Raw genomic sequence first — 13,215 nt, 5'->3', positions numbered from 1 at the left:
CATGTCTGGGCGCACGGAAAAGCGGCGACGATAGCAGCGTGCCGCGGCTTTGGCCACGCAATCGGGCGCGGCGACTCGACATGCAGACGCCGCATTCGTGGTGCCTGCCTGGCCGGATCCAGCGCCGCTGTGCTGCAGTGCAGCGAATCCGCCTGTGTACCTTCTGGCGTGTGCGACCGGCGACCCGCCAGACATCGTCCATACGCCTTCCATCCCATGATGACGCGACGCGGACGCTGCGGATGGTATATCGTCGCCGGACGGCGGAGGCCGGGTATGCGGTTGGGGAGATCGCATATTGCTGTTCAAGGGATCGAACCTCACCCACCCTGAGGAGTTTCGTCCGTATGCAGCACTTGCTTCGACGGTCGGCGTTGGCCGCCGCACTCAGTATTGCCCTTGCCGATCTTTCCGCCGCTGAAGCCCTTTCGGTGGTGTACGCCAGTCAGCCGACGCCGCAGGCCATTGCCGAGGCGGTGCAGGACCCGCGACTGATCGTGCTGCGTGCAGGCGCGTTCGACCCCTTGACCCAGCAGATGGACTTCAGTGGCGCGGGTGTGGAAAGCATTCCGAGCGCCCAGTATGTGATCGTCCAGTTCAATGCCAGCAAGGCATTGCCCGTGCGCGACGGCCTGAAGAAACTGGGCGTCGTCATCGTCGGCTACCTGCCGAGCAACACCTACCAGGTACGGTTGAATGGCGCGACCGTCGCCGGCATCCGTGCCATTCCCGGCGTGCGCTGGGCCGGCCCGATGGTTCGTGGCATGAAGGTGGACCCGGCCCTGTGGGTCGCCAACCGGGCTCACGCGCCAGCGGCGGATGAGTCGCTGGTCGAGCTGCAGCTGATGACGTTCCGCGAAGCGTCTTCGAGCGTGGTCATCAATGCACTGGGCAAGCAGTTCCCGGCCGCGGTGATCACCAACCAGAACGAGAATTTCGAACACGGCGACCGCGTACGCGTGATGGTGCCGCAGTCGCGTCTGGATGAGTTCCTGGGAATTGCCGCCGCCATTGACGACCTCGCCTGGATTGAGCGCTACAACGCGCCGACGACCAAGAATTCGGGCGATCCCGGCACGCTGCAGGGCAATTTCACCGGCACCTGCCCGGGAAGTGGCACCATCTGCGGTAACACCCCGATCTGGGCCCACGGCATCCTCGGTACGAACCAGATCGTTTCCGTCGCCGATACGGGCCTGGACCGTAACGAAGCCTGGTTCACCACCCTCGACAAGGGCTCGGGCCCGGTGGTGGCGATTACCGACGCCGAGTCGCCTTCGCTGCCCACGCCCGGAACGCAGTACCCCACGCGCAAGGTGTTTGGCTATTGGGTGCAGCCCGGCGCGACGTCCTACGACTACACCAGCGGCCATGGCACTCACGTTGCCGGTACGGTGGCGGGCGACGCTGCCGGTACCTTCACGGCGACCTATACCGCCTCGACGCCGACGACTGCAGGCCACGACCTGGCCGACGGCAATGCGCCCAATGCACAGATCCTGGTTCAGGACATCGGCTCCGGCAGCAGCCTGACCGGTCTGAACAATCTGGTCGGCACGTTGCAGCAGGCCTACAACGCCACCGTGCGTATCCACACCAACAGCTGGGGCGGCGGCAATACCGGTGCCTACGACTCCACTGCGGCGGATGTGGACTATTTCACCAACACGCACGATGAGTTCCTGTTTGTCGTGGCTGCGGGTAACGACGGCCCGGGCGCGTCCACCCTGGGATCGCCCGGTACGGCGAAGAATTCCCTGACCGTGGGCGGTACGGCCCACGCCGGCAGCACTTCGATGTATGGATCTTCCAGCCGCGGTCCCGCTGCGGATGGACGTCTGAAGCCCGACATCGTCGCGCCTGCCGTGTCGGTTGTTTCCGCTGCCGCCGATACCAACAACGGCACCACGGCCGAGGATGCGGCGGTGACCACCAAGACGGGCACGTCGATGGCCACGCCGGCGATCGCGGGCAGCGCAGCGCTGGTGCGCCAGTTCTTCCAGGATGGTTTCTATCCGCGCGGCAGCAAGACAGCGGCCGATACCTTCAATCCGAGCGGCGCCGTGCTCAAGGCGGTCATGGTCAATGGCACCAACCCGCTGGCGACCACGACCTGGCCGGACAACAACTACGGCTGGGGCCGCGCCTGGCTCGATTCCAATCTGTGGTTCGCCACGCCGGCAGGCAGCAGCGACGACACGCGCCGGCTGCGCCTGTTCGAGCGGCCCAACGCCGCAGGCCTGAAGACGACCGACGTTCACTCCTACACGATCGCCAACGTGGCGGCGGGTGCGGAACTGCGCGTCACCCTGGCCTGGTTTGATCCGGAAGGTGCGCCGGGCGCCGGCTCGACCCTTGTCAACAACCTTGACCTGGAAGTGGAAGGTCCGACCGCGCAGATCTACAAGGGCAACGTGTTCGCCCTGGGCGTCTCGACGACGGGCGGCACGGCCGACGCGCTCAACACGGTCGAGCAGGTACGCCTGAATGCGCCGGCGGCGGGCTCCTACACGGTACGCGTGAAGGGTACGGCCGTTCCCGGAAACGGGCGTCCGGAAACGGACTACCAGGGTTACGCGGTAGCGGTTTCCGGTGCGTTTGCCCTGCCTGATCCGGTAGCGCCAGCGGCACCGACAGGCCTGGCCATCGCCAGCAACAACACCAGTGGCGTTGGCGTCAGCTTCACCGGTTCGGCGCCGCAGGGCTTCCAGCTGTATCGCGCCAACGGTACCTGTGCCAGTGCGTCCGCCGGCGACTTCCGCATGGTCGCCACCGGCGCGGCATCACCGCTGGTCGATGACAAGACGCAGGGCGGCACTGGCTACGCCTACAAGGTGCGTGGCGTCGGCGGTGACGTGGAAGGCGCGATCTCCGGCTGCGTGGACGTCGTCTCGGCCGACACCTGCACGTTGCGGCCGCAGTTTGACGGCACCACGTTGACGGCGGTGGGCACCAACGCGACCTGCAAGGTCGACCTGGACTGGCCGGCCGGCTCGGCGACCTGCCCGTTGGCGACCGGCGTGACCTACTCGATCCAGCGTGCGACCAATCCGTACATGACCGGCGCGACGACAGTAGCCAGCAATCTCTCGGTGCTGACCTACGACGACACGACCGTCACCAGCGGCACGACGTATTACTACCGCGTCGCCGCAACGGACGACCTGGGCAATACGACCACCCCGCAGCAGTCGCGGACCATTCCGGTGACGCCCACCGGCGCGACCGGGCCGGATCCGAACTCCTTCTACGATTCGGCGGGCGACCAGCGCGCGTACATGACGATGCAGACGCCCTGGCAGATCACCAACACCACCGCCGCCGCCGGCAGCACCTACAGCTACCACAGCGGCAAGGATGGCCAGAGTTATCCGGACGCGGTCTGCGCCAGCATCGAAACACCGGCGATGACGCTGCCGGCCGGTGCCCAGCTGAGCTTCCAGGCCAAGTACAACCTGGAATGGCAGTACGACGGCGCGGTGATGGAAATCTCGACCGACGGTGGCACGAACTGGTCTGACCTGCCGCCGGCCGGTGGTTATCCGACGACCTTCACCAACACGGGCAATGCGTGCGGCTACGCCGGCTCGCACGGTGCGTTTGCGGGTGTCTCGACCGCCGGTTCCAACGCGGATCCGAACAATGGCACCGCGACCGCCGTGTTCAAGCCGTTTACGGTCGACCTGTCGAGCTACGCCGGCCAGAACGTCAAGATCCGCTGGCGCCTGGCATCCGACGGTGGCGTGACCTTCGCCGGTTTCTTCCTGGATGAAGTGCGCATCGGCAATCCGGACAGGCTGTTCTTCGACGGATTCGAACCCTCGCTGTTTATGTGTCAGTAACAACGCTGTCAGCGGCAGCCGGCCCAGTGCCGGCTGCCGCGCGGCGGGATCAGGCGACGGCCAGTCGTCGCTGGGCGCCTTCCAGCGCCATTGCCAGTTCGATCGTGCCGCGGCGGATCTCATTCGCGTCAATGGCGGCAAAACCCAGCATGAGCCCATTCCGGCGCACCGGGCCACGCGTGTAGCGTCCCAGTGGCGTCACTTCGATGCCGCGGGCCTGTGCAGCGGCGCAGGCATCCGCTTCGGCCAGCCCCGGACGAAGCCAACCGATCGTCTGCAGGCCGGCTTCGATCGTGGAAAGGTCCAGCAGCCCGGACAGATGGGAGCGCGCGTTTTCGGCCAGGATGCCCAGGCGCTCCGAGTACACGTCACGCATGCGCCGGATGTGCCGTGCGAAATGGCCTTCGGCAATGAATTCGGCGAGCACCAGCTGTTCCAGCAGTGGTGCGTGCCGCATCGTCACGCCCTTAGCAGCGGCGACCTGGTCCACCATGTCGGGTGGTACGACGAAGTAGCCCAGGCGCAGAGACGGGAACAGCACCTTGCTGAAACTGGCGGCGTGGATGACGACGCCGTGGCGATCCAGTCCCTGCAGGGCAGGGATGGGGCGTCCGCTGTAGCGGTATTCGCTGTCGTAATCGTCCTCGAAAACCAGCGCGTGATTGGTACGTGCCCACTCCAGCAGGTCCAGTCGCCGCGAAAGGCTCATCGCGACGCCCGTGGGGAACTGGTGTGCCGGCGTGACGTAGGCCAGGCGGGCACCGCGCAGAAGGGCGGGCGTAAATGCCATGCCGTCCTCGTCTACGGGAATCGGACAGACCTGCGCGCCGTGCGATTCGAACACACGTGCTGCGCCGGGATAGCCCGGATCCTCCATCGCCACGCGATCGTTCGCGTTGAGGTAGAGGCGGGAAATGATGTCAAGCGCTTCCTGCGTGCCCGAGACGATGACAACCTGGTGCGCTTCGCAGCGCACGCCGCGCGCCGTACGCAGGTAGTTGGCAATCGCCTCGCGCAGTGGCCCATACCCCATCGCGTCGCAGCCGACCATCTGCGTCACGGTGTAACTGCGGATACGGCGGGCAGCGATCTGCGCCCACTGCCCGATCGGAAACAGATCCATCGCCGGCAGGTGAGGCCGGAAACTGCGCGGTGCGCGCGGATCGAGATGAAAGAAGGGTTTTACCTGTCGTGCGTACGGCGACAGGTTTCGTCGCTGCGCCAGTGTCTCCACCGAATCGCCGGCGCGTTCGGCGTTGAGCGGCTCCTGCGGCAGCGACTTGCTGACGTAGGTGCCAGAGCCGACGCTACCTTCCAGATAGCCCTCCTGCGTCAGCTGTTCGAAAGCGCTGACGATGGTTCCCCGCGAAAGCCCGTAGTGGGCGGCGATGTCGCGTGTACCCGGCAGGCGTGCGCCAGGCGTCAGGCGGCCGTCGAGAATCTGCTGCTTGACCGTGTCGTAGAGCCAGCGATACGCCGGAACGCCAACCGGGCGGGGGTAAGCATCAACGCGAACGAAGTGGCTCGTTTGGCCATGGGCGGAATCCAAGTGGTACAGGCAGATTAAGGTATATGCGACTGCGTGGATGATCCTGTGACACTTCTACACAGCCGTCCGCCCTACAACGGGGCCAGACGGCTTTCCCCCTACCGGTCCTTGCGAATGGAGGCGTGACGTTCACCGCGCTAGGCCACTCGGCCGCAGGTCCCGGATTTCCCGGTGTGTCTGGCACGCACCTTTGAACGCCGGGCCGCCGGACTCGTGGCAGGCCGGATATGCGTGCGCGAACAGCGCCCGGTGGTTGGCAGGCAATGGCCTCGGGAAACGTTGTCATTCCCTGTGACTCCAGTCACTGAAGCCACGCCTTGGATCTGGATACTGCCGCTGCGCCGGAATCTGACAATTGTCTCGGTGGTCAGCACGCCATGCGGTGTGTACAGGCCGCCGGATCGGACATTTCCGACGTGTATTTGACAACGTTGTCAGATCCGGTTAATGGTTCGCGCCGGGCTGGGGAGCCCAGTTTGTCCAGCGATTCCGTCGGGGAGGGTGGAATGACGCAGCGACAGCGGTCTTGCCGACGGGTGCTGCACGCCCGCCGGGCACGCCACGAACGAAACCCGGGCCCGCGCCTTCGCCGCCGCTGCGCCCGCGCGCCGGACCGTGCCACCACCGGATCCCATTCCGCTGCGCCAGTACCTGCGTGCTGCGGCCTTGTTTCTCCTGCCCCCCTGGGAAGCCACCATGTCGATTGATCGCCTCGCCCTGCCACGCCGTGCCGCCTGCCTGCTGCTTGCCGGAGCGACGGTGCTTGTGTCCTCGACGGCGTGCGCCGATGCGCCTGCCAAGCCCACCATCGCCTGGATGCCCGAGTCGGTGCCGTTGACCAACGGCCAGGCCACGCTCGCCCTGCATTGGGACCTGTGGTGGGGAACCAACGGCGATCACTGGAAGCTTCGCCACAACAACACTGTCGTCCACACCGCAACGTTGACGCCGAACGGCCAAAGCGCGCAGTCGGGGGACCGCAGCCTGGTGGTGACGCAGTCCGGCGCGCAGACACTGGTGGTGGAACTGTGCAATGGCGCGGGGCAGGCCGAGCAATGCACGGCGAGCGATCCGCGTACGGTGACGGTGGGAAGCGGCAGCTCCGGTGGCGGCGATGACGGCCTGACCTGGCCCTCGCCGTTGCAGGAGTTCAACCAGCCCTACACAAACAGCAGCAACAAGGTCGTCGGCGCCTACTTTGTGGAGTGGGGCGTGTACGGCCGCGCGTTTCCGGTGCGCAAGATTCCGTCGCAGAACCTCACGCACCTGCTTTACGCGTTCATCGCCATCTGTGGCCCCAATACCTCGCTGCAGCAGGCTAATCCGCAGGGCTACAACGCGCTCGTGCAGGAATGTGCGGACCAGCAGGATTACACCGTCACGATCCACGACCGCTGGGCCGCGCTGGAGATGTCCTATCCCGGCGATACCTTCAACACGCCCGTCCGCGGCAATTTCGGCCAGCTGATCCGGCTCAAAGCCGCCCGTCCGCAGCTGAAGATCCTTCCATCGATCGGTGGCTGGACCCTTTCCGATCCGTTCCACCACCTGGCAAACGATCCGGCCCGGCGCGCGACCTTCATCGCTTCGGTTGTGCAATTCCTGCAGACCTACACCTTTTTCGACGGCGTCGATCTCGACTGGGAATATCCCGGTGGCGGTGGCGCCAACGTGACGCTGGGCTCCGCAGCGGACCGGACGGGCTATTCCGCGCTGCTCACCGAGCTTCGCGCCGCACTGGATACCCTGGGTACGCAGACCGGCCGCACCTACCTCATGACGGCTGCCGTCGGCGCGGCGCCGGCGAAGATCAGCGCGGTGGACTACGCCACAGCCGGGCAGAAGCTCGACCTGGTCTTTGCAATGAGCTACGACTACTACGGTGGCTGGAACGGCGTACTCGGACACCAGGCCGGCCTCTATGCCGTGCCGAACGAGCCGGTCAGCGGATTCAGCGGCAACGCGACGGTCGACAACCTGCTCGCCGCCGGCGTGCCCGCCGGCAAGATTGCGCTGGGCGTGGCGATGTACGGCCGCGGCTGGAACGGCGTGACCGGGGTTCAGGGCGGCAATCCCTTCACGGGCACGGGCGCCGGTCCCATAAACCCGGGAACCTGGGAGCCCGGCGTGCTCGACTACCGCCAGATCGAATCGGCCTACACCGGCGGCGACCCGGGCACGGGCGTCAACGGTTACAGCGTGGGCTACGACGCCGGCGCGCAGGCCGCGTGGGCCTGGAATGCCTCTGCCGGCAAGCTCGTCACTTTTGAAAGCCCGCGCTCGGCACGGGCGAAGGCGCAGTATGCGCTGTCACGCAACCTGGCCGGTGTGTTCGCCTGGGAAATTGACGCGGATAACGGCCGCATTCTCAATGCGATGCACGAAGGACTCGGGCACGGCGGTGTCGCCGACCGCATCTTCGCCAATGGTTTCCAGGCGGCGCCATGACACGCCGGATCGCCCTGGCCGGCGTGGCCGCCTGCTTTCTCTTCTGTAGCGCCGTCGCCGCCGTGGAAGTCACGGTGGCACGCACTTCGTCCTGGTCGGGCGGCTACAACGGACAGATCCGCCTGCGCAACGATCAGGCGGCGGCTGTTTCCGAATGGCAGCTGGGGTTTCATGCGAGTACGACGCTGACCAGCGTATGGAACGCGGTGACCCTGAGTGCTTCCGGCGGCGACTGGCTGCTGGGCAACGCGTCATGGAACGGCACCATCGGTCCGGGGACGACCGTGGCCATCGGGTTCGGCGGCACGGGCGAGCTGGTGGACGGCAGCATCAGCGGCTGCCGTTTCAACGGCGCTGCCTGCACGGTGACCTACGTGGACGAGGCCGGCGGCAGCGGCGGTGCCGCGGCGATCAGCCTGGCAGGCGTGCCGGCTTCCGCGATTCGCGTGAATGTTGCGGCGGGTGCGATGACCAGCCACGGGCTCAGTGTCGGCGGTGATCCGTCGGCGACGTTCACCGTCATCAGCAACAACCCGTCGGTGGTTGACGCGCGCATCGTCAACGGAGCGACGCTGCAGCTGCGTGGACTTGCTGCCGGGCGGGCAGGGGTGTTGCTCAAGTCGGTCGCGGGCAATGCGGTGCGCCGGATCGGCGTGGCCGTTGGCGCGGGCGCTTCGGCACCGGGAATGCCGCCGCACCTGGCCATCGGCTCAGTCAGCGAGGATACGCCGGCCGACCTGGATTTCTGGTGGGACATCGGCGCCGGCCGCCGCAATCGTCGCGTCGATGTGCGCTACATCTATCTGAACGGTGGGTCGTTCGCTGGCTGGGATACCTGGAGCAATGAACCCGGTGGTCGCGCGCGCAGCTTCATCCGCGAAAGTCGCCGCCTGGGTTTTATACCTTATTTTGTTTTTTACAATATTCCCGACTCGGGCGAGGACTACACGCTGGACCTGGCGCACATGCAAAGCGCTTCGTACATGGCGGCGTATTTCCGCAATCTCGCGCTGGCTTTGCGCATCGCCAACGAAGAATCGCCCGATGATACGGTCGGGTTTCTGTTCGAGCCTGATTTCATCGGTTACATGGCGCAGCAGTCCGGCCAACGCCCGGCCACGCTGCAGGCGGCGACGCATGCGGCCTATGATGCGGGCATCCTCGTCGCAGGAAGCGATCCGGTGTTTCCGAACACGCTGACCGGCCTGGTCTCTGCCATCAACTATCTGGTGGCAAAGACAGCACCGCAGGTGCAGTTCGGGTGGCAGGTCAACCTGTGGGCCTCGCCGCCGGGCGGGTTTACCACGACGGTGCCGGGCAACGGCCTGATGCACAAGACCGATGCGGTCGGCGTGGTGGCCGGGCGGCCACTCATCTACGACGAGGCGGCTGCCATCACGCGCTACTACGTGGAGGCCGGCGTAGCCAGCCATGGTGCCGATTTCATCTCGATCGACAAATACGGCCTGGATGCCGTTGGCCATGCGGCTGCCGGTGCGACGGATCCATCGCAGGCGCCCTGGTTCTGGCACAGCGACCACTGGTTCAACTACCTCACCTTCGTTCGCGCCATGCGCGCGCAGAGCGGCTTGCCGGTCGTGTTGTGGCAACTGCCGGTGGGTCGCATCAATCGTTCGTTGCTACCGAATCCGTACGCAAACAATGCGCCGTTCCCGGATCTTTCCAATACCGTCACGCGGTACGAGGATTCGGCGCCGAGTTTCTTCCTGGGCGATACCTTCCAGGTCAGCGGAATACGGCGGACGTGGTTCAGCCGCAATGAGGGCGCTGCCCCCGGCATCGTCGTTGGAACAGACCAGGTGACCTGGCCCTCCCGCATGCAGGAGGCGCGCGATGCGGGTGTCAGCATGATTCTCTTTGGTGCCGGCGTCGGTGCGAGCACTGATGGCGTCGGTTCGCCGCCGACGGATGACTACTGGTGGATCTCCCGCGTGCAGGACTACTACGACGCCCCGGTTCTGCTGCAGCCGCCTTCCGATCTGCTGTTCCGCGACGGCTTCCAGTCGCCGTAGCGCCGTATCACGCAATCCCCTGACCCAGAACGAACTCATCACCGGACGCTGAGGGAACACCATGATCACTGCTCGCTCACGGCACGCGCGGCTGTACGCGGCCGCTATTGCACTCGTTGCTGGCCTGTCATCGACGCTGGCCGTCGGCCAGGCGGTCAACCACGACCAATGCCGTCCCGATGGCATGAAGAAGACGGCCGGCGTGAATACGCCGTATTGCCTGGTGTACGACGCCAACGGCCGCGAACAGATGGGTGCGGGCCATCCGCGCCGCATCATTGGCTACTTCACCAGCTGGCGAACAGGCGCGAACAACGCGCCGCGCTACCTGGCCAGCGATATTCCGTGGACCAAGATCACCCATATCAACTACGCCTTCGCACACGTGGATGAAAACAACCGCGTTTCCATCGGCAACGAATCGGATCCGCAGAATCCGGCGACCGGTCTGCAATGGCCGGGCGTCGCCGGTGCAACGATGGATCCGGAGTACGCGTACAAAGGCCATTTCAACCTGCTCAACAAATTCAAGAAGACCCATCCCAACGTCAAGACGCTGGTGTCGGTCGGTGGTTGGGCGGAAACAGGCGGCTATTTCGACGCCACGGGCGCCCGTATTCCGAGCGGCGGCTTCTTCACGATGACCGTGACGCCGTCAAACCAGGTCAACCAGGCAGCAATCAACACATTCGCCGATTCGGCGGTGGCCTTCGTGCGCCGCTTCGGATTCAACGGCGTCGATATCGACTACGAGTACGCCACGTCGATGAACAACGCCGGCAATCCGCTCGACTGGAGCATTGCCAATCCGCGTCGCGCGGCGTTGATGCAAGGTTATGTGGCGCTGATGAAGACACTGCGTGAAAAGCTCGACGCAGCCTCGGCGCAGGACAACAAGTACTATCTTCTGACAGTCGCTGCGCCCGCGTCGGGCTACCTGCTCCGTGGCATGGAGACCTACCAGGTCACCCAGTACCTGGACTACGTCAACATCATGTCCTACGACCTGCATGGCGCCTGGAACGAATTCGTCGGCCCGAACGCGGCACTGTACGACGACGGACGCGATGCCGAGCTGGTGCGTTGGAATGTGTATTCCACGCCGCAGTACGGCAACATCGGCTATCTCAATACCGACTGGGCGTATCACTATTTCCGCGGCGCAATGCCGGCCGGCCGTATCAATATCGGCGTTCCCTACTACACGCGTGGCTGGCGCAACGTCAGCGGCGGCACGAACGGACTGTGGGGCACCGCGTTGCAGTCCAGCGGCTGCCCGACGGGCCTTACGACCTGCGGCCAGGGTGCGGTCGGCATCGACAATCTCTGGCATGACCTGGAAAACGGCCAGGAGATGCCGGCAGGTTCCAATCCGCTGTGGCATGCGAAGAACCTGCAACAGAACATCCTGCCCAGCTACATCGCCAGCTACGGGCTGGATCCCACGAACGACCCGGACGACCGCCTGACGGGCACCTATACGCGCCACTACGACACCACGCTGGTGTCGCCGTGGCTGTGGAACGCCCAGAAGAACGTGTTCCTGTCGACGGAAGACGATGAGTCCACGACGACGAAGGCCAATTACATCGTCAACAAGGGCATCGGCGGTGTGATGTTCTGGGAACTGGCCGGCGACTACGCCTGGCATCCGGTCCGCCGCGGCGGGCAGGGCGAGTATTTCATCGGAACCACGCTCACCGACATCTACTTCCAGCGATTCCAGACGGCATCGCCCTATGGCAACCGGCGGGTGCCCCAACCCATCACCGTGGCCGGCACGCTGGACGCGACGATCACCGTCAGCGAGTTCGACATCGGCGACAGCAATTATCCTATTTCGCCGAAATTGAAGATTGTCAACAATTCTACGACGACGATACCGGCTGGCGCGCAGTTCGAGTTCGACGCGGCCACGACGGCGCCGGCAAACTGGACCAACTGGTCCGGGGCCACGCTGGCGGTGCACCAGACGGGCCACTCCGGCAGCAACGTCGGCGGCCTGCAGGGCGACTTCCACCGCGCGCGGCTGTCGTCCAGCTGGAGTGCATTGCCGCCGGGCGGGTCGATGGAAGTCGAATGGGTGTACTACCTGCCGATGGTGGCGCCGTCGAACTGGACGGTGACCTTTGGCGGCAGTACCTATGCGCTGCGCGATGAAACCGCCAGCCTGCCGCCGACGGATGTCATCTTCCGCAACGGATTCCAGTCACCGTAACCGCGGTGAAGTACTGCGCCGGAGGTGCGCCCGTTACGCACCTCCGGCGTCGTGCTCAGTCGCGGTTGCTCACGCCGGCCTGCGAGAACGTGGCCATATCGCGCGCAAGGGCGCAGGCCAGGCGCACGATGGGCACGGCCAGTGCCGCGCCACTGCCTTCGCCCAGGCGCATGCCGAGATCGAGCAGGGGATTTGCCGCCAGTGCATCGAGTACGCGCTGGTGACCGCGCTCGGCGGAGCGATGGGCAAAGAGCATCCATTCGCGGCAACCGGGATTGATGGCAACGGCGGCCAAGGCCGCTACCGAGCTGATGAATCCATCAACGAGCACCACGATACCGTGTTGCGCGGCACTCACGTAGCTGCCGACGAGTGCTGCAATCTCAAATCCGCCGAGCCGACGCAGGGCTTCCAGGGGATCGGCGACAAACCCGCGATGGAATGCGACCGCCCGGGCGATGATCTCGGCTTTGTGGCGCACTCCCTCCTCGTCAAGTCCCGTGCCGGCGCCTGTGATCTCCGGCGGGCCTGCTTCGAGCAAGACGCAAGCCAGCGCCGTGGCTGCAGTCGTGTTGCCGATACCCATTTCTCCACCAATGAACAGTTCCGAGCCGGCCGACTGTGCGCGCCGCACGGCCTGTGCGCCTTCGTCCAGCGCGCGGACCAACTGGTCGTCTGACATGGCGGCCTGGTCGAGGAAGTTGGCCGTGGAGGGAGCGATGATGGCGCGGCGCACGCCGGCGATCTCGCCGGGGTCGTTTACCGTTCCCAGGTTCACCACGTCGAGCGTAGCGGCCAGCTGGCGCGCCAGCACGCTGATCGCCGCGCCGCCGCTGGCAAAATTCCGCACCATTTCGCCGGTCACTACCTGTGGATAGGCCGAAACGCCTGCGGACGCGATGCCGTGGTCGGCGGCAAACACCGTAATGTGCACGCGATCGATCGCCGGGCAGGGGCGCGCCTGCAGGCCGGCCAGCTGGATCGCCAATGCTTCCAGTCCGCCCAGGGCGCCACGGGGCTTGGTGAGGTCATCCTGGCGTGCCGCTGCGGCGTCACGGCTGCTGATGTCGACGGGCTTGGCGGGTTGCTGCAACCACTGCAACGACATGGGTCACTCCTTGGCGA

6 protein-coding genes and 1 pseudogene are annotated in these 13,215 nt (G+C 65.3%); 5 read left to right on the top strand and 2 right to left on the bottom strand.

All coding sequences use genetic code 11. The features are described 5' to 3' along the window. Positions 1-347 precede the first annotated feature (347 nt). The gene (locus N4264_RS17535) at positions 348-3,842 is read left to right on the top strand and encodes a S8 family serine peptidase (RefSeq protein ID WP_261693529.1); all 3,495 of its coding nucleotides are present in this window, start codon (positions 348-350) and stop codon (positions 3,840-3,842) included. Positions 3,843-3,891: 49 nt separating this feature from the next. Here N4264_RS17535 and pdxR read toward each other — a convergent pair whose 3' ends face one another. Further along, positions 3,892-5,391 (bottom strand): MocR-like pyridoxine biosynthesis transcription factor PdxR, encoded by a 1,500-nt coding sequence (gene pdxR, locus N4264_RS17530; protein WP_261693528.1) that lies wholly within the window; start codon positions 5,389-5,391, stop codon positions 3,892-3,894. A gap of 696 nt (positions 5,392-6,087) precedes the next feature. On the opposite strand from pdxR, the pseudogene N4264_RS25900 reads away from it, so the two are divergent. From N4264_RS25900 to N4264_RS17515, 4 genes and pseudogenes are all read left to right on the top strand, one after another. Continuing rightward, a pseudogene (locus tag N4264_RS25900) lies at positions 6,088-6,549 on the top strand (chitinase N-terminal domain-containing protein); the annotation flags it as partial. 75 nt (positions 6,550-6,624) lie between these two features. Next, on the top strand, positions 6,625-7,839 hold the full coding sequence (locus tag N4264_RS17525; protein WP_425508352.1) for a glycoside hydrolase family 18 protein: 1,215 nt from the start codon (positions 6,625-6,627) through the stop codon (positions 7,837-7,839). Beyond that, positions 7,836-9,872, top strand: a complete 2,037-nt coding sequence (locus N4264_RS17520; protein ID WP_261693526.1) for a cellulose binding domain-containing protein — start codon at positions 7,836-7,838, stop codon at positions 9,870-9,872. Before N4264_RS17525 ends, N4264_RS17520 begins: the two co-directional genes overlap by 4 nt. Before the next feature lie 61 nt (positions 9,873-9,933). Beyond that, complete coding sequence (locus N4264_RS17515) at positions 9,934-12,090, top strand: glycosyl hydrolase family 18 protein (RefSeq protein WP_261693525.1); 2,157 nt, start codon at positions 9,934-9,936, stop codon at positions 12,088-12,090. Positions 12,091-12,145: 55 nt separating this feature from the next. On the opposite strand, the gene cobT is transcribed toward N4264_RS17515, so the two are convergent. Next, positions 12,146-13,198 (bottom strand): nicotinate-nucleotide--dimethylbenzimidazole phosphoribosyltransferase, encoded by a 1,053-nt coding sequence (gene cobT / locus N4264_RS17510; RefSeq protein ID WP_261693524.1) that lies wholly within the window; start codon positions 13,196-13,198, stop codon positions 12,146-12,148. Positions 13,199-13,215 lie beyond the last annotated feature (17 nt).

This window comes from Tahibacter amnicola (assembly GCF_025398735.1).
GTDB classification, from domain to species: domain Bacteria; phylum Pseudomonadota; class Gammaproteobacteria; order Xanthomonadales; family Rhodanobacteraceae; genus Tahibacter; species Tahibacter amnicola.
The sequence above is the reverse complement of the archived record's forward strand: the minus strand, read 5'-3'. Positions and strand labels throughout refer to the sequence as shown.

What these genes read in the sequence shown, in the direction of transcription:
- N4264_RS17515 (WP_261693525.1), top strand. Translation starts at nt 9,934, where the DNA reads ATGATCACTGCTCGCTCACGGCACGCGCGGCTGTACGCGGCCGCTATT.
- N4264_RS17520 (WP_261693526.1), top strand. Translation starts at nt 7,836, where the DNA reads ATGACACGCCGGATCGCCCTGGCCGGCGTGGCCGCCTGCTTTCTCTTC.
- cobT (WP_261693524.1), bottom strand. Translation starts at nt 13,198, where the DNA reads ATGTCGTTGCAGTGGTTGCAGCAACCCGCCAAGCCCGTCGACATCAGC.
- N4264_RS17535 (WP_261693529.1), top strand. Translation starts at nt 348, where the DNA reads ATGCAGCACTTGCTTCGACGGTCGGCGTTGGCCGCCGCACTCAGTATT.